The sequence below is a fragment of the Ruegeria sp. A5 genome (assembly GCF_056543005.1).
This window is the reverse complement of sequence record NZ_JBQGAV010000007.1, coordinates 194941-211010: the sequence shown is the minus strand read 5'-3', so window position 1 is coordinate 211010 and position 16070 is coordinate 194941. Positions and strand designations below refer to the sequence as shown.

The 16070-nt window shown below is 57.4% G+C and carries 16 protein-coding genes and 1 tRNA gene; 2 read left to right on the top strand and 15 right to left on the bottom strand.

The genetic code is table 11. The features are described from left to right. Positions 1–33 precede the first annotated feature (33 nt). From dld to ACR0AY_RS16295, 3 genes are all read right to left on the bottom strand, one after another. Positions 34–1716 (bottom strand): D-lactate dehydrogenase, encoded by a 1683-nt coding sequence (gene dld / locus ACR0AY_RS16305; RefSeq protein WP_480454413.1) that lies wholly within the window; start codon positions 1714–1716, stop codon positions 34–36. Between the two features lie 14 nt (positions 1717–1730). Further along, the gene (locus ACR0AY_RS16300; protein WP_170514610.1) at positions 1731–3797 is read right to left on the bottom strand and encodes a TRAP transporter large permease subunit; all 2067 of its coding nucleotides are present in this window, start codon (positions 3795–3797) and stop codon (positions 1731–1733) included. A 128-nt stretch (positions 3798–3925) separates the two neighbouring features. Then, positions 3926–4978 (bottom strand): TRAP transporter substrate-binding protein, encoded by a 1053-nt coding sequence (locus ACR0AY_RS16295; RefSeq protein WP_170398473.1) that lies wholly within the window; start codon positions 4976–4978, stop codon positions 3926–3928. A gap of 330 nt (positions 4979–5308) precedes the next feature. Here ACR0AY_RS16295 and ACR0AY_RS16290 point away from each other — a divergent pair, with 330 nt between their 5' ends. Then, positions 5309–6082, top strand: coding sequence for a FadR/GntR family transcriptional regulator (locus ACR0AY_RS16290; protein WP_170408227.1), 774 nt, complete (start codon positions 5309–5311; stop codon positions 6080–6082). 55 nt (positions 6083–6137) lie between these two features. On the opposite strand, the gene ACR0AY_RS16285 is transcribed toward ACR0AY_RS16290, so the two are convergent. The 10 genes from ACR0AY_RS16285 to ACR0AY_RS16240 all read right to left on the bottom strand — a co-directional run bounded on the left by ACR0AY_RS16285 (position 6138) and on the right by ACR0AY_RS16240 (position 12848). After that, on the bottom strand, positions 6138–6899 hold the full coding sequence (locus tag ACR0AY_RS16285; protein WP_170514606.1) for a hypothetical protein: 762 nt from the start codon (positions 6897–6899) through the stop codon (positions 6138–6140). Positions 6900–7043: 144 nt separating this feature from the next. After that, complete coding sequence (locus ACR0AY_RS16280; RefSeq protein WP_480454411.1) at positions 7044–7637, bottom strand: GNAT family N-acetyltransferase; 594 nt, start codon at positions 7635–7637, stop codon at positions 7044–7046. Then, positions 7630–8028, bottom strand: coding sequence for a ketosteroid isomerase-related protein (locus tag ACR0AY_RS16275; protein WP_170398462.1), 399 nt, complete (start codon positions 8026–8028; stop codon positions 7630–7632). The genes ACR0AY_RS16280 and ACR0AY_RS16275 overlap by 8 nt, the downstream gene beginning before the upstream one ends. A 2-nt stretch (positions 8029–8030) precedes the next feature. Continuing rightward, positions 8031–8483 carry an arsenate-mycothiol transferase ArsC gene (locus ACR0AY_RS16270; RefSeq protein WP_170398460.1) on the bottom strand — a complete coding sequence of 151 codons (453 nt, stop codon included), beginning with the start codon at positions 8481–8483 and terminating at the stop codon, positions 8031–8033. A 3-nt stretch (positions 8484–8486) separates the two neighbouring features. Next, a complete protein-coding gene (locus tag ACR0AY_RS16265; protein WP_170398457.1) occupies positions 8487–8966 on the bottom strand; it encodes a UPF0262 family protein in 480 nt (159 codons plus the stop codon). 98 nt (positions 8967–9064) lie between these two features. After that, positions 9065–10366, bottom strand: a complete 1302-nt coding sequence (gene hisD, locus ACR0AY_RS16260) for a histidinol dehydrogenase (protein ID WP_170514596.1) — start codon at positions 10364–10366, stop codon at positions 9065–9067. Positions 10367–10426: 60 nt separating this feature from the next. Continuing rightward, positions 10427–10948, bottom strand: coding sequence for a GNAT family N-acetyltransferase (locus ACR0AY_RS16255; protein WP_170514593.1), 522 nt, complete (start codon positions 10946–10948; stop codon positions 10427–10429). Continuing rightward, positions 10945–11421, bottom strand: coding sequence for a DUF2948 family protein (locus ACR0AY_RS16250; RefSeq protein WP_170408222.1), 477 nt, complete (start codon positions 11419–11421; stop codon positions 10945–10947). Before ACR0AY_RS16250 ends, ACR0AY_RS16255 begins: the two co-directional genes overlap by 4 nt. Then, a complete protein-coding gene (gene murA / locus ACR0AY_RS16245; RefSeq protein ID WP_480454410.1) occupies positions 11418–12686 on the bottom strand; it encodes a UDP-N-acetylglucosamine 1-carboxyvinyltransferase in 1269 nt (422 codons plus the stop codon). The genes ACR0AY_RS16250 and murA overlap by 4 nt, the downstream gene beginning before the upstream one ends. 6 nt (positions 12687–12692) lie before the next feature. After that, complete coding sequence (locus ACR0AY_RS16240; RefSeq protein ID WP_170425679.1) at positions 12693–12848, bottom strand: hypothetical protein; 156 nt, start codon at positions 12846–12848, stop codon at positions 12693–12695. An 83-nt stretch (positions 12849–12931) separates the two neighbouring features. Here ACR0AY_RS16240 and ACR0AY_RS16235 point away from each other — a divergent pair. Continuing rightward, positions 12932–13006: transfer RNA gene (locus ACR0AY_RS16235), tRNA-Thr, on the top strand. A 147-nt stretch (positions 13007–13153) separates the two neighbouring features. On the opposite strand, the gene ACR0AY_RS16230 is transcribed toward ACR0AY_RS16235, so the two are convergent. Then, positions 13154–14971 carry a BCCT family transporter gene (locus ACR0AY_RS16230; RefSeq protein WP_170514568.1) on the bottom strand — a complete coding sequence of 606 codons (1818 nt, stop codon included), beginning with the start codon at positions 14969–14971 and terminating at the stop codon, positions 13154–13156. 77 nt (positions 14972–15048) lie between these two features. After that, complete coding sequence (locus tag ACR0AY_RS16225) at positions 15049–16059, bottom strand: Ldh family oxidoreductase (RefSeq protein WP_170514566.1); 1011 nt, start codon at positions 16057–16059, stop codon at positions 15049–15051. Positions 16060–16070 lie beyond the last annotated feature (11 nt).

Below are 16070 nucleotides of genomic sequence, written 5' to 3'. Positions count from 1 at the left end.
TATCCAACGGATACGGGTCAGCAGCGTTCCGTCTCACGAATAGTGCTTGTTGCGGGACATCTTTCCGATTCCCGGGTTCATACTGTTCGTGGGATCGATCGACTTGTAGAAAGCTGCCAGATCGGGTTTGGCCGCATAGAGGTGGCCGACATTGTGTTCGGCCGGGTATTCAGCGCCGCGTTTGTCCAGCAACTTTAGCATTGCGGCCTTCAACGCGTTCGGGTCTGCGCCTTTCTTGACGATGTAATCCTGATGCAGAACATGACACATGAAGTGGCCATAGTAGAGTTTGCCGACCAGTTGATCCGCGATCTCAACTGGCAAGTCTTCGAACCAGTCGACGTCATTGCGGCGCAGCGCGATATCTAGGGCGATGATATCTTCCACTTCGGCTGCATGAACCTTCATATAACGAATGGCTGCACCTGCGGCAGCAAAACGATGTAGCCCAGCGATCTTTGCCTCACGCAGGTCGCATTCAAAGAAATCCAGCTTGTCTTCGGCAGTCATGTCATTGAGTAGATCGCGCGCTTCATCGATACCGCCATCGCGCATTTTGAGTATCAGGTGATGCGGATACCGATCCCGATAGGCCCGCATCCGGCGCGGCAGGATATCGGGCCAAAGTCGCATCGCGAACTGCATGAAACGATCGGTAAAATTGCCGAGAACCGGTATGCCTTCCAAACGCGCGTCCACCGCGCCCTTCAGCGCAAAGAAAGTGGGCAAACGGTCGGTTCCCAACTTGTCAATCATCACCATGGTGTCTTTGCCATAGCGGTCAGAGATATCGAATACCTCCTCATGCATGTATTCAGCGCTGACCGGCAGGGTTTTGAAGTCGGACAGGATGCGACGGCGCAATTCCGTGAATGCCTCGGTGTCGTGCGCCCCGACGTAGAAAGTACGTTCTGCTTCGTTCTTGGCATATGTATCCAGCCGAACCGCAAAAACCGCCAGTTTACCCGCGCAGCCCGCTGCTTCGTATAGACGCGACTTATCAGCGTTAAAGCGTGCTGGCGTTTCAGCATCTACATTACGCACCCGACGGGCGTAATCGGTGTCAGAGGCTTTGCGATTGTCGGTCTCGATATCAGTTGCTGAGAAATCACCGTTCTGCAGTCGGGTCAGGATTTCTTCGGGTGTATCACCCAATTGCATGCCTAGATGATTGACCAACTCAAGCTCGCCATCCTGAGTGATCCGCGCGTACAGTGACAGCTCGGTATAGGAGGGGCCGCGCTCGACCAGCGAACCGCCCGAGTTGTTGCACACCCCGCCAACGACTGAGGCACCGATGCACGAAGATCCGATCACCGAATGCGGCTGGCGGCCAATCGGGTCCAGCAGCTTTTCCAGCGCAAACAGTGTGCTGCCCGGAAAGCTGATGACCTGTTTGCCTTCATTGATCAGATGCAGATCGTCCATCCGCCGCGTGTTGATCAACACTACATCACGATCGTAGCTACCCTTGGGCGTAGACCCTTCGGTCAGGCCGGTATTGGCGGCTTGCATGATGACGATTTTGTCGGCGGCAACGCAGGCTTGAAGCACCTGCCATTGTTCCAGCAGCGTGGCGGGCTGAGCCACCGCGAGCGCGTCCCCTTCACCTGATCTGAACCCCCGGCGAAAGCGGCGGGTGCTGCGCGACGAAGTCAAAACGCGCCGCCGCCCACAAATGGCCTGAAGACGCTTGATCAGATCGGCATCGTTCATCCCGCTACCCTCCGTTAATACGCGACCGAGGGCAACCACGTGGCCAGTTGCGGCCACAAGAAGACAAAGAACAGGCCGGTCAGCTGCAGTATCACGAATGGGATAATCCCTTTGTAGATGTCAGTCAGCTTGATCTCGGGCGGGCAGACCCCTTTCAGATAGAAAAGCGCAAATCCAACCGGAGGTGTCAGGAAAGAGGTCTGCAACGTCACCGCCACAAGGATTACGAACCACACCAGCGCAGGTTCATCGATGACACCGAAGCCGTCGATATCCAGGCCCAGCCCGTTCACGATGGGGCGCATCAAGGGCAGAACGATGAGCGTGATCTCGATCCAGTCCAGCACGAAGCCCAGCAGGAAGACGATGAACAGGATCATGAAGACAGTGCCATTTGGGCCGAGCCCGGTACCGTGGATCATATCCTCGATCAACGCGTCGCCGCCCAGTTCGCGCAAGACATAGGAGAACACCGTCGCACCAAGGAAGATCGCGAAAATATAGGCGGTGGTGTTGAACGTTGCTTTCAGCACATTCACCAGCTTGGCCAGCGTCAGCTTGCGATATCCCAGCGCCAGCAGAGTGGCTCCCAACGCGCCCACGCCCGAGGCTTCGGTCGGTGTGGTCAAACCCGCGAAGATCGAGCCCAGCACGGCGAGGATCAGGGCCAGCGTCGGCAAGACTGCAATCAGCACGTCCTTGACTGCGTTCCAGTCAGGACGGGTTGCGCCTTCGGGTACTGGGGCCACGTCGCGTTTGATCAGGGCGATGACAAAAATATAGGTCAGGTAGAGCGCGCCAATGATCACGCCGGGGAACACTGCAGCCATAAATAGGTCGCCGACCGATAGCGCCATCTGGTCCGCCATGATGACAAGCATGATCGACGGCGGGATGAGGATGCCCAGCGTGCCTGAAGCGCTGACCACACCGGCGGCCAATGAGGGGCTGTATTTCTGCTCCATCATCGACGGCAGCGAAAGCACGCCCAGCAGCACCACCGAGGCTCCGATAATGCCAGTTGAGGCGGCCAGGATGATACCGATCATTGTCACCGTGATCGCCAGCCCGCCGCGCACCGTACCAAACAGGCGCTGCATCGAGGTCATCAGACGCTCGGCCACACCGGATTCGTCCAGCATCAGGCCCATGAAGATGAACATCGGCAAGGCCACCAGAACCGCATTTGACATGGTGGCATAGACCCGGTTCACCACCGCGCCCAGCGTCAGATAGTCCAGACCGGTCAGAGTTTCCTCAAGCCCGGTCCAATTCATCATGCCGTTGTCGAACAGATAAGCGAGCCCGCAATATGCGACCCCGACCCCGGCCAGCGTCCATGCCACCGGGAAGCCGGTGAAAAGCAGCGCGATGAAGGTCAGGAACATCGCGATGACCAGTTTTTCCTCAGTCGTTTCCACCAGGAAGGTCAGCGCGGTCGCCACCACAGCAAAGCCCAACAGCGCCCAGACGATCAGACGCAGGCCCTTGCCTTGCCGTTCCTCGTCGAGATTGACGATCAGGGCGTGCACGTCGTGGATCAGCCGCGCCGCCGCAGCCAATGCCAGCAATACAAAACTGGCCGGGATCACACCTTTCAAAGCCCAACGCGCAGGTAGACCGGTAGGGCTGTCCGAGGATTCATTGACGCGCCAGCTTTCGTAAAAATAGTCATACCCCTGATCGATCATCAAATAGATGAACGGCACCAATAGGGTGAAGATTCCGATGATCTCGATAATCCGCCGCGCGCGCTGGCTGAGCTGCATGTGCAGCAGGTCCACCCGCACATGGCTGTCGGTGACCAGCGCATAAGAAATGCCGATCATCGTCACCAGACCATAGAAATGCCACTGAATCTCATCCAGCTTGGGATAGTTCTGGTTCAGCAGATAGCGCATCGCCACTTGCGAAACGATGGCCGCAACCAGCAGCAAGTTGGCCCACATGACCACATGACCCACCGCCTTGACGCCGTTGTCGATGGCAACGGCCAGTTTCTGGCGATCGGGCTCCCCATGCTCAAGGATGCTTTCATAGACTTCAATCGGGTCGTCCTGATGACGCTGTGTCTCGGCCATGGTCTCCTCCTCAAGAGTTCGGCAGTGGGGACGTGAATGCGCCCGGGTCGTTGGGGAAAATAAAGAAAATCAGAAGGGTCCGAGGGCGGCGGAAGGAAGCCGCCCCCGGATAATCGCAAGCGGCAAATTTACTTGCGGGGGAGGAATGCGTTCTCTTTCCAGACCGCATAACCGTCACGGAATTCGTTCATGTCGGCCAGAACCTTGGCAAAGAATTCGTCGTTGGCGGCCTGTTCTGCGGCAACCTCTTCCCAGGTCGCGCGGAAGGTCGACAGCATCTCGTCGTTCCACTGCTTGATCTGAACACCATTGTTTTCAACGTTGTCCAGCAGCGCAGCGTGTTGGATCGCCTCACCTTCGGCAAAGCTGTCAGCCATCGAAGCCTTACAGGCATTTTCGATGATCGCTTTGTGCTGATCGCTGGCTTCGTTCCAGACGTCCTTGTTGATCATCAGTTCAAACACTGTCGCTTGCTGGTGCCAGCCGGGGAAGTAGTTGTACTTGACCAACTTGTGGAAACCGAGGCGTGCGTCGATGGCAGGCATCGAGAATTCGGTCGCGTCGATCGCGCCTTTTTCCAGTGCCGGGAAGATTTCACCTCCGGGCAGGAGCGAGGTGGCCACACCCAGCTTCTGCATCACTTCGCCACCCAAACCGAAAAAGCGCATCTTCAGGCCGTTCAGGTCCTCGGGGCTGTTGATCTCATTCGCGAACCAGCCCGAGGTTTCGGGGGCGATGATGGCGCAGGGAATGACATGGACGTTGAAACCGGCCTGATCATACATCTCCTGATACAAGCTCATGCCGTTGCCATAGTAGAGCCACGCCATGTATTCGCCCGCCTCAGGGCCAAACGGAACGGCCGAGAACAACGGTGCAGCCGGGATCTTACCCGCCCAGTAGCCGGCAGTGGTATAGCCCGAATTGATCTTGCCTGAAGACACCGCATCCAGAATTTCAAACGGCGGGACCAGCTTGCCCGGTTCGTAAACCTTCATCTTCAGCGTGCCGCCGGACATCAGGTCCAGCTGTTCGGCCACGCGCGGGATCGGCGAGCCGAGGCCCGGTAGAGCGGTTGAAAACGCGATTGGGGTTTTTAGCAGCATCTTATCCGCCGCGTGGGCAACCGGGGCTGCCAGCAGCGAGGCCGCAACGGCAAGCGATGTCAGGGTGGTCTTCATGGGTTCTCCTCCAAGGTAAAGATCAGCCGGTGGTCTGGCTGTCACTCTCGCCGCGAGCACGGCTTAAGTGGTAAATATTGTTTACCTTATAATTCAGTCAACAATTTTATTTACCAATTTGGCTACACCGCGGTGGTGTGGCTCATAACGAAGATTGACCTATCATAACCTGGAATTTTCGAATAATTTTGCGACACTCAATAAAAACAAACGCTTATACGCGCAGCGAGCATCCGTATTTTTGGGTAGTTTTTCTTGCAATGTCGAAAGCTAGTGGTAAATATTATAAACAACTTCGACGATCTTTAATCTAACTACCGGACAGGAATTATGAGCACGAACAGCCTCTTTGATCCCGTTGGTCACGAATCAATTGCCGATGCTGTCGTTGCACAAATCGAGACAATGATTGTTGATGGAATCCTGAAAGAGGGTCGCAAAATCCCGTCTGAACGGGAGCTTGCGGAAGCCCTAGGCGTTTCACGCCCCAAGCTGCGCGAAGCACTCCAAATCCTCGAAAATCGCGGCTTGGTGACCGTGCGACATGGCGAGGGCACCTTTATCGCCCCACTGACCGGTCGTGCCATGTCGCCCGCCCTTCTGTCGCTCTATGCCCGGCACGGCAGTGCTTTCTACGATTATCTTGAATACCGGCGCGAGCAAGAGGCCTTTGCCAGCCGCCTCGCCGCACAGCGCGCCACACAGTCCGACAAGGAACGGATCGCCGAAATCATCGATGAAATGCAGCGAGCCTGGGAGAATGACGATCAGGATGCCAGTGAAGAGGCTGATTTTCGACTGCACGCCGCCGTTGTCGATGCGAGCCAAAACACGACCCTTATCCACATGATGGCATCCATCTATGACCTCACGCGCCAAGGCGTGTTCTACAACCGCCGCTTCCTGCGCTCGATGGACGGCACGGGTGAAGCACTGCTTGATCAGCACAAGGCAATCGCGCAGGCCATCATCGATGGCGACCCGGACCGTGCAGAAACCGCCGCACGCACGCATATGGATTTCGTCGAGGATTCATTTCGCGTTGGTCAAGAACAACAAGCTCGCGAGATCCGCGCAGCAAAACGGCGGCAGTTTTCGGATTGAGGTCAAAAACAGAGGCGTATTTTTTGTACCACGGAAAAGTCTCCCGCACGACGTACTAAGTCTTGGCTTTGCCTTTCTCGACCGGTTCTCGCCTCAGGCACTTTTCCAAGTCTACTTCCAATGCACTGAGGTTTATGTCTCCAGCTCGCAGAGCGTCCACCTCATTGGCTCCTTGCCTCGTCAAACCAAGGTTTTTGAGCAACGTGTTCCAGTCCGGTACGTCCCGCTTCAATCCCGCGCGCAGCAAAACCTCAATTTTTCGAATGTACCAAAGGGCCAGAGAAGACACACGAATGTCAGGTGGAGTGTCCACGGGCACATGGGCGGCAATCGCAGCGCTTGCGCACGCCATTGACTCGGATGCCACGTAGAAAGCCTGCGCCGCGCTGTTAGGGTTTACGTATTTAACGCCTTCATTGATCAAAGCTCCACCGGCCAAGACCAAGGCCAGGTCTTTTCCTGAGATCGAGGCCGCACTTCCAAGCGCGGCACCGCCTGCTACAGTGATCAGTGCCGCCGCTGTCAGGTCCCGATTGCGCGCTGCTTCGTCGCCCAGCCTTTTGTAGGCATCTGAAAGTTGCAGCGCATAATACGACGTACGAATAGGACCGCGTTCAAGCAACAGGCTGGTGGACTGAAATGTTTTTGGTGCCGTTTCAAACGCACCCCCGATCCCTACAGCGTGCTGGATAACGTCTCCCGATGTATTCGACAGCACGGTTTGCTCGGCATTAAAGGCCCTGTTCTCGTAGGCACAACCGGTGATCAAAGTCAGCGGCACCAAGGCCGGAATCAGGCGATTGAAAACGGACTTCATCAAATTTCCCCATGAAAACGCGCAATTGAATAGGTGAAACTATACAATCATAGGGTGTTTCAGGCAAATTCGGCCGCACATGTCATCGCCAACTCACAATGCCACAACCCGTTTCAAACACCCGGCGCGACGCGCATGGATGGCTTATAAATCCCGAATCCAGAATTGAAGCGGCTTTTGGGTTTCGCAATCGTCGCCTCGATCCTTCCACGAGAATAGCGCCACGACGCCAGGAAGCGGCGCATATCCCCGCGCGCGCCAGAAGGCATCCAACGGGCGGTAATGATCTGGTCGCATGGGGTGGTCGTCAGGGCGTACTACACTGCAGAAGGCGCTTTTGGTGAATCCCATCGCATGGGCGTAGGCTTCGCGCAGATCAAAGAACGTATGGCCTGCTCCCTGCCCGCGATACTCCGGCAGCAGAACCGATTCTGCGCAATAGAAGATATCGCCCAGCGATAGGCCCGAGCCTTCGAACGCGGCCGCGAAATCGTCGGCGTGATCCGTCAAAGGTGCACCCGTCGAAGCACCCACCAAAGTATCACCGTCGAACGCTCCGACAACGATGGCCCTGGCGCTATCGACGTAGGACTGCAGGTATTTCCGCTCATACTTCAGATCGCCATCATAGAGATATGGCCAAGCGTGAAATACGTCGATCCGCAGGCGCGCGACTTCATCCAACGCGTCGACCAATGTCGATCCGGTCATTGCGCGGACCTGCGAAATCTCAGCCATTCGAGACCTGTTTGGTCCAGTCCGCAAGGTTGTAAAACGTGGTCACGCGGGTGATCTTGCCGTCGTTAAGGTCAAAAAACGAACCCGCAGGCAAGCGGTAAGTCTGCCCATACGCTTCTGGCAGACCTTCATCAGTTTCCAGATAGGTTCCGTTGACGATGAACTCAGCCGCAGCACGGGTACCGCCTTCGGCTTCAAAGATCACGATATCCGTCAGGTTCTCGCGGTAGCAGCGGTTCATATGCGCGCAGAAGGCGGCAAATTTCTCTTTGCCGACGCGAATCTGACCTTCGTTGACATGATGGGCCACGTCATCCGACAGGCAGGCCAACATGCCATCCACGTCACCGGCATTGAAGGCATCAAAGTAAGTTTTCACGGTCGGGTTCATGGTCACTCCGTCGGTTCACCCCAGCGGTCTTTCAGATGCGCGATGATCTGATCTCGGGTTTGTCGATAATGACGTAGCTTGTCCTCGCGGGTTTCACCTAGTCCGGTAGGGTCCATAATTGGCCAATAATCGACATCCAGGTGAAAAAAACGCGTCAGTTCCAGCGCTTTTCGCTGGCTGGCGGGTGACAGGGCCACGATCAGATCAAATGAACTGAGGTCATCGCCCCATTGCTCCATTTCGTCAAAAGAACGCGAGCGGTGACGGGACAGCTCAACGCCAATCTCCTGACAGGCTGCGATGCAGAACCCATCGATCTCAAGATCGTTATGCACACCGGCGGATTGCACATAGGTGCCGGTGCCGTAAAACTTCTTCATGATGCCTTCGGCCATGGGTGACCGAACCGAATTGTGGTCGCAACAGAACAGAATGGACTGCGGCAGAGGCGTCACCCGTTAGCCTCCAAAATGAAGGACGCAGATGAGCGTAAAGAGGCGGCGGGCAGTATCAGTATCAACCTCAGCTTTGCCTTCCAGCCTTTCCTGTAATACGCGGCTGCCTTCGTTGTGGATGCCGCGCCGAGCCATATCGATCGTTTCGATCTGGCTGGGCGGCAGTGTTTTCACCGCATCGAAATAGCTCTCGCAGATCTGAAAATAGTCTTTTACGACCTGCCGGAATGGACCAAGCGACAGATGAAACTCAGCCGCCTTCTCGCTGGCTTCGGTGGCGATATCGAAAACCAGTCGCTTATCACGGATTGATAGCTGCACATGGTAGGGCCCGTCGGGGATCATCCGATCGTCGCGTGCTGGCAGCGTGAACGAGTTGTCTTCAAGCAAATCATATATGGCGACCTTCCGCTCCTGCTCGATCTCCGGTGTCGGCGGGGGCAGATTTCGGTCGTCCAGTTCGATATGCGAAATACGGGTCATCTTAACGGTCACAATCCTTGCGTCTGCACAGACCTATAACAACGATTTTCATTGAGCAACGTACAGAAGCGCCATGAGCGCCAAGTCATTGCGTCACTTCAGCCATTCAGCCGGTTAAGGCGCGCCGAAACGGACAGGCCATGCGCTTCGAGGCTTTCGGATTGCGCAAGCGTTTCAGCCGCCGGGCCGATGGCGCGCAAAGCTTCGGGTGTCATCTGGCTGAGCGTTGTGCGTTTGAGAAAATCCATCACGCTAAGGCCAGACGAAAAGCGCGCCGAACGCGCTGTGGGCAGCACGTGATTGGGGCCGCCGACATAATCGCCAATGGCTTCGGGCGTGTACTGGCCAAGGAAAATGGCACCGGCATGGATCGTTTGCTGGCTTAACGCCACCGGGTCGGCCACGCAGAGTTCCAGATGTTCGGGCGCGATGCGGTTGGACAACGCGGCAGCCTCGTCCAGATCGCGCACAGTGATTACGGCACCAAAGTCGCGCCAGCTGGCCCGGGCGATGGCGCGGCGTTGCAGGGTCTCAAGACGTTTTTCCACCGCTTGCGTCACGGCTTGACCAAATTCTGCGTCATCCGTGATCAAAATAGATTGGGCGCTTTCGTCATGCTCGGCCTGGCTGAGCAGGTCCAGCGCGATCCAGTCGGGGTCGTTGTCCTTGTCTGCAATGACCAGAATTTCCGAGGGGCCCGCGATCATATCGATGCCGACTTTGCCAAAAACCCGACGTTTGGCAGCGGCGACAAAAGCATTGCCCGGCCCGGTGATCTTGTCCACCGGCGCAATCGTATCGGTGCCATAGGCCAAAGCGGCAATCGCCTGCGCACCGCCGATGCGGTAAATCTCATCCACACCAGATAATTGCGCTGCCAACAGGACCAACGGGTTTGCCTGACCCTCAGGTGTGGGGACGACAATGGCCAACCGGTCTACGCCCGCCACCTTCGCAGGTATTGCGTTCATAAGAACCGACGACGGGTATGAAGCCAATCCGCCCGGCACATAAAGCCCCGCAGCCGACACCGCCGACCAGCGCCAGCCGAGTGTTGCGCCTGCCTCATCGGTCCACTGATGATCCTCGGGCATCTGCTTTTCGTGATATGCACGAATGCGTTCTGCAGCCAGTTCCAACGCGGCCCGGTCCTGGCGCGTGACCTGCGCAACGGCCTCGGCGATCTCATTGGATGAAAAGGCCATGGTCTCGGGCGTCAGCTCCAGCCGGTCGAATTTCGCGGTAAGTTCGATCACCGAAGCATCACCACGGGTCCGCACATCATCGATGATCTGCGCCACGACCGCATCCACATCGGGGCTGTCCTCGCGCTTGGCGGACAACAGCGCCTGAAATGCAGGTTCGAAACCGGCGGAGGTCGTATCGAGGAAAGCGGGCATGTGAGAGACTCCGGAAGCGTTTCAACGGGTCTTATCGCCCGGGCCGGGTGGCCTCAACCCTTAGGCCGCTGGGTGCAGCGATTTGCGCATCGGGAACTGGGGGATGCCGTGCCATTCCGTCGGGTCGCCGACATCATGCCAGCCGTGCGCCAGATAGAACGAATGTGCCGTTTTGTTCGCGTGCAGATGCGCCTCAGAGGCGCCACGTGTCTGCAGTTCCTCTTCCAACCGATGCAGCAGCGCTGCTCCGAGCCCGCGCCCTGCGTGATCGGGATCGACATAGAGCAGAGATATCTCACCCTCGCCACTTAAACCGCCCACTGCAGTAACCACTCCCACTTGCGTAGCGACCCAAAGGATTGCTCCACTATCGATCCAGTTTCGGACCGAAGCCGGATCCTTATTGGCAGACCAGCGGGAAAGGTTTTCGGGATTATCCAGATGATCCGCCCGACAGAGGTCACGGATCGATCGGATCAGAACACGGCTGATGTCGAATACATCAAACACGGTTGCCCGCCGCACCGTGATGCCGCGTGGCGGATTCGGGAAGGCCTGAGCGATGCCACGTTTATTCTTCACTCGGGGTGATGGGGCGCTTGTCCAGAAGGCGCCTTGTAGGGACGCGTCACATCCTTGAGCGTTGCATCGATGGCCTCAACCGACAGGCGGATCGCGCCGTCGCCTGCCAAGGTCAACAGGATTTGCCCCGCGCCATCCTCGCTTGGCTCGAATTCGACCGAGAGCAGAGACAGGATCATGTCCTTGTCGCTGCGGTCGATGCCCTGACTCGCTACCGACAGAACCGAGCCGAACATCAAAACGGCCTGCACCCGCTCGTAGGCGCGACCGCGCCGGGCAGCGGCATCCTTGTCTTCCCAGCGAAAGCGATTGAGCAACAGCGCAAAGCGGCGCTGGCCGGGTTGCCATGTCATCTCGGTCACCGGGAAAACCGCATCCTGCGTCAGGGTCGCAATCACCTGGAGGTCATCGGCATCTTCGGCTCCAAGGTTCAGCGGTGCCTCGCGGCCGTCTTTGAAACTCGCGTCTGTCATTGACCTTTAATCCGTTCGATCTTTGCGCCCACGCCTTCCAGCTTGCGCACCACATGTTCATATCCGCGGTCCAAATGATAGACCCGACTGACAACCGTCTCACCTTCCGCCGCCATTCCGGCAAGGATCAGCGAGACCGAGGCCCTCAGGTCTGTCGCCATCACCGGAGCACCTTTCAATCGTTCGACCCCGGTTACGGTGGCCGTGCCGCCATGTACCTCGATATTCGCGCCCATGCGCACCAGTTCGGGCGCATGCATAAAGCGATTCTCGAAAATACGCTCTTCAAGCACGGACACACCTTCGGCAGTGCACATCAGCGCCATCATCTGAGCCTGCAGATCGGTCGGGAAGCCGGGGAAGGGTTCGGTGACCACATCGACCGAGGTCACACGCCCGTTCTTACGAGAAACTTTCAGCCCCTTGTCGGTTTCAGAAACACTGATCCCCGCCGCATCCAGCTTGGCGGCGAAGGATTCGACCAGCGACATGCGCCCGCCCAGCAGCTCAACCTCGCCCCCGCAGATCGCCGGGGCCAGCATATAAGTGCCCAGCTCAATCCGGTCGGTCACCACCTGATGGGTCGCGCCGTGCAGACGATCGACACCCTGAATTTCGATGGTCGAGGTCCCCTCACCCGAAATCTGCGCGCCCATCTTGCGCAAGCATTCGACCAGATCGACAATCTCGGGCTCGCGCGCGGCGTTTTTCAGCACCGTGGTGCCCTTGGCCAGCGTAGCGGCCATGACGATGTTCTCGGTCGCGCCGACCGAGGCAAAGCGCATCTCATGCACAGCACCTTTCAGCCCGCCCGACGCCTTCGCGCGCAGATAGCCATCTTTAAGCTCGATCTCGGCGCCCAGCGCCTCAAGCCCTTCGACATGCAAATCCATCGGGCGCGCGCCAATGGCACATCCACCAGGTAGCGACACCACGGCCTGCCCCAGCCGCGCCAGCATCGGCCCCAACACCAGGTTCGAAGCGCGCATTTTTCGCACGATGTCATAATCCGCCGTGTGGCTGTTCAGGTCATGGCTGGACATCGCAATGACCTGACCATCCTGCAGCGAAGACACCTCGGCCCCCAGCGACCGCAGCAGCGCCGTCATGGTCTTGATGTCACTCAAACGCGGCGCATTGGTCAACGTCAGCGGTTCTTCGCTGAGCAAGGTCGCGGGCATCAGCGTCAGACACGCATTTTTGGCCCCCGCAATGGGAATCTGCCCGTTCAGCGGGCCATTACCCGTTACCAGAATCGAATCCATTTGCTCTTATCCCTCGTCCTTGCCGGCTTTGTCCCCGGAGGTGGCCCGCGCCTTGGCCTGAGCCTTGCGCCGCGCCATATTCGCTTTTAGCGCCGCCTTTAGACGGTCTTCGCGCGTTTCCCCGGACTTGCCGTGTTTTTTAGGTGAATTTTTGTCTGCCATTGCCTTTCTCTACAGGAGTAGAAAAAAACCGTCCAGACACCCTTGCGCCGCGTTTCGTTTGAGTCTAATCACCCGCCCACAGCGCTGCTGTAGCTCAGAGGTAGAGCACTCCCTTGGTAAGGGAGAGGTCGAGAGTTCAATTCTCTCCAGCAGCACCATCTTCACGTCCGACATAATGCTTCGAGTGGTGCACGATCACGTGGCGTCTCTGCCACTGGCATTTTCATTGAATTGGGTTGAAGTTGACGCGCGCACAAGCGCCTGATGACAGCGGGCGGTTGCATCACAACCGCCCGTGCCTAGGTTTATTCCGCAGGTGCTGTGGTCTGCTTTTGCCTCAGACCATCGCGATAAAGCGCCTTGGCGAGCGCTATGCACATCAGGCCCATGACCATCGTAAAGGGTAGCGCACCGATGATCATCGCATTTCGCAAGGCGTCCATCGGATTGTTTTCACCCGCAGCGAGGATCAGAGCGCCAATCACCGCTGTCAGGATAAGGCCCCAGACGATCTTGTGCTTGTTGCCGATGTTCTGATCTCCGCCAGACATGATGGTGTTCATCACCAGAATGCCCGAGTCCGCCGAGGTGACCAGGAAGGTCATGATCAGGATGACGCACATCACGGTGATGCCGGATAACAGCCCACCGGTGATCATCTCTTGCAAGGTGACAAACAGCTTGGCGGTGTTCGAGGCCCCGATGATGGCGCCTTCGGCGGTGCCATTCAGTTCGAGATCGATCGCGGTGCCACCCAGAATGGTCATCCACGCAAAGCAGACCAGCGCAGGGGCAAAGACACAACCGATGATGAACTCACGCACAGAGCGTCCCTTGGAAATGCGCGCCAGGAACAGGCCAACGAACGGCGAAAACGCGATCCACCAGGCCCAGTAGAACGTGGTCCAGCCCGCTTGCCAGCCAAACTGCCGACCCGGATCACCTGCGGCGTAGACCGAAGCCAGAACAGATTCCGGCAGCGCGGCGGCGTCGCCTTCCAGGCCAGATTTGAACCCGTCAAACGATCCCCAAGGATTGGTCGCACCGGCATAAAGCGCATCGGCAAACGGCGCTGCTTCACTCGGCAGGGCAGCATCAAACGCCGCCGCCGATTGCGGATTGAAAGCACCAAAGCTGAGCGAAATGAAGTGCTGGATGTAATCGACAAATGCAGTTGCGTAAGTCGTCATCGCGAACAGGAACGACCCAAAGACAACAAAGACCAGCAACAGGATCAGCGACAACACCAGGTTCAGGTTAGACAGGTACTTGACGCCACGACCAACACCAGAGACAGCCGAGATGATCGAGAGGCCCATGATCACAATGAGGCCAGCCAGCAGACCAACAGTGCTGGGGGCCGGTGCGTCACCGGTCAGATCCATCATCCATTCCATACCCGAAATGGCGTATAAGCCGTCGATGAACTGCGAAACCCCGTACCCGATGGTAACTGAAACACCCAAAATGGTTGCCACCACGCCCAGCACATCCACGACGTGGCCCAGGAAGCCGTTCATCAGCTTGCCGAACAGAGGTGTCAGCGCGGTGCGAATAGTCAGGGGCATGTTGCGCGTGTAGGCGTAATAGGCCAGCGACAGACCGGTCACCACATAGATCGCCCAGGCGTGAAACCCGTAATGCAGGAAAGTGTAGCGATATCCCGACTGCAATGCGTCTTCGCTATTGCCGACGACATCGCCCGCGATGACAACCGGGTTCGATCCCCACAGCCCTAAAGGCTCAGCGGTAGCGAACACCATGAGACCGACGCCCAAGCCCGCGCCAAACATCATCGAAAACCATGAGAAATCCGAGAATTCTGGTTTTTCGCCCTCTGGGCCCATAAGCCGCTTACCGGTTTGCGGCAGCGCCGCCACGACAAACAGGAAAAAGACAAAAAAGCCGACAATAATGATATAGAAGGCGTTGAAATCTTCCAGCAGACGCGAGTTCAGGCTTCCAAGAACTCCGTTTGCATTTGCGGGCCAGACAAGCGCCCAGATAACCAGCGCGACCATGATTGACTTGCTCAGCAAGGCAATCTCAACACTGTGCCCTTCATAAAACCCGCCCGAAGATCGCTTGATCTCCAGATCGGTAAAAGGTTCCTTCATAGACATGTGTTTCCTCCCTATTCGCACGTGTCCTGATTTCCAGAAAGATCTTCATGAGCGTCCCGGAGCTTCGCCATCGAGCCCTACGTCAGCAGAGCTTCTATTTTGTCGAGGGTCGCTACACTGACAGCCACACCATCGTTCTTGGCCACCAAACGCTTTGCCTGGCGGCCGTCACCGGGCAAATGTGCGCCGTTCTGAGATCGGATCGCTTCGACAAGATCGACAATTCTGGAAGAAAATGCGTCATCCGCAGTCGCAGAAGCGTCAATTGCAATAAAGAATTGACCTGTTTTCGGAGGCCCACCGGCGGTTCCCGAAAAAGGTGAGGCGTGTATCCCAAGCGTGGCACCGGTCAGCGCTGCAGCCAAAACCTCGGTCATCAGGGCAACGCCAACCCCCTTGTACCCACCCGATGGGGCCATGGAACCCTTAAGCCCAACATTCGGGTCGGTCGTAGGGTTGCCATCTGCGTCCAACGCCCAGCCAACCGGGATTGGTTTGCTTTCGCGCGCGTGTTTCATGACCTCGCTTTTGGCGATGGTGCTGGCGCTTTGATCGATCAGTAATGCGGGTTGGCCGTCGTTTCCAGGGACCGCGATTGAAAATGGGTTGGTTCCGACCACCGGTTTGGCACCACCGGACGGCGCGATGGAGGCGGGCGCGTTGGTGAACCCAAGTCCCACAAAACCAGCCTGCGCCAGCCGGTAGGTGTGATACCCCAGAACGCCGCAGTTATAGCTGTTGCGGATCGCCAGCACCGCAACGCCTTGCGTGCGCGCCGTATTGGTCAACACCTCAAATCCCGTGTCGATCGCCGTGTGGGCGAACCCGGTCGCGGCGTCGACCGTCACTACGCCGGGGCGCGGCTGGGACAGCTGAGGGGTGGCCTGCCCATCTACCTTGCCGCACTGAACATGTTCGCAATAGATCGGGATATAGGCCAGACCATGGCTCGCCACCCCGTCCGCCTCGGTTGCGGCGGTTGCAATTGCCAATGGGCGCGCGTTTTCTTCGCTGGTGCCCGCGGAAACCAATGCACGGAAAGAAATATCCTCGATTTCAGCAAGGCTAAGGGTACGGGTTTCGATCATGTCGCTCTCTC

Bases quoted from the DNA above. Each gene is read 5' to 3' on its own strand.
- ACR0AY_RS16225 (WP_170514566.1), bottom strand. From the start codon at position 16,059: ATGATCGAAACCCGTACCCTTAGCCTTGCTGAAATCGAGGATATTTCT.
- ACR0AY_RS16275 (WP_170398462.1), bottom strand. From the start codon at position 8,028: ATGAACCCGACCGTGAAAACTTACTTTGATGCCTTCAATGCCGGTGAC.
- dld (WP_480454413.1), bottom strand. From the start codon at position 1,716: ATGAACGATGCCGATCTGATCAAGCGTCTTCAGGCCATTTGTGGGCGG.
- murA (WP_480454410.1), bottom strand. From the start codon at position 12,686: ATGGATTCGATTCTGGTAACGGGTAATGGCCCGCTGAACGGGCAGATT.
- ACR0AY_RS16285 (WP_170514606.1), bottom strand. From the start codon at position 6,899: ATGAAGTCCGTTTTCAATCGCCTGATTCCGGCCTTGGTGCCGCTGACT.
- ACR0AY_RS16265 (WP_170398457.1), bottom strand. From the start codon at position 8,966: ATGACCCGTATTTCGCATATCGAACTGGACGACCGAAATCTGCCCCCG.
- ACR0AY_RS16280 (WP_480454411.1), bottom strand. From the start codon at position 7,637: ATGGCTGAGATTTCGCAGGTCCGCGCAATGACCGGATCGACATTGGTC.
- ACR0AY_RS16290 (WP_170408227.1), top strand. From the start codon at position 5,309: ATGAGCACGAACAGCCTCTTTGATCCCGTTGGTCACGAATCAATTGCC.
- ACR0AY_RS16250 (WP_170408222.1), bottom strand. From the start codon at position 11,421: ATGACAGACGCGAGTTTCAAAGACGGCCGCGAGGCACCGCTGAACCTT.
- ACR0AY_RS16300 (WP_170514610.1), bottom strand. From the start codon at position 3,797: ATGGCCGAGACACAGCGTCATCAGGACGACCCGATTGAAGTCTATGAA.
- hisD (WP_170514596.1), bottom strand. From the start codon at position 10,366: ATGCCCGCTTTCCTCGATACGACCTCCGCCGGTTTCGAACCTGCATTT.
- ACR0AY_RS16240 (WP_170425679.1), bottom strand. From the start codon at position 12,848: ATGGCAGACAAAAATTCACCTAAAAAACACGGCAAGTCCGGGGAAACG.
- ACR0AY_RS16295 (WP_170398473.1), bottom strand. From the start codon at position 4,978: ATGAAGACCACCCTGACATCGCTTGCCGTTGCGGCCTCGCTGCTGGCA.
- ACR0AY_RS16230 (WP_170514568.1), bottom strand. From the start codon at position 14,971: ATGTCTATGAAGGAACCTTTTACCGATCTGGAGATCAAGCGATCTTCG.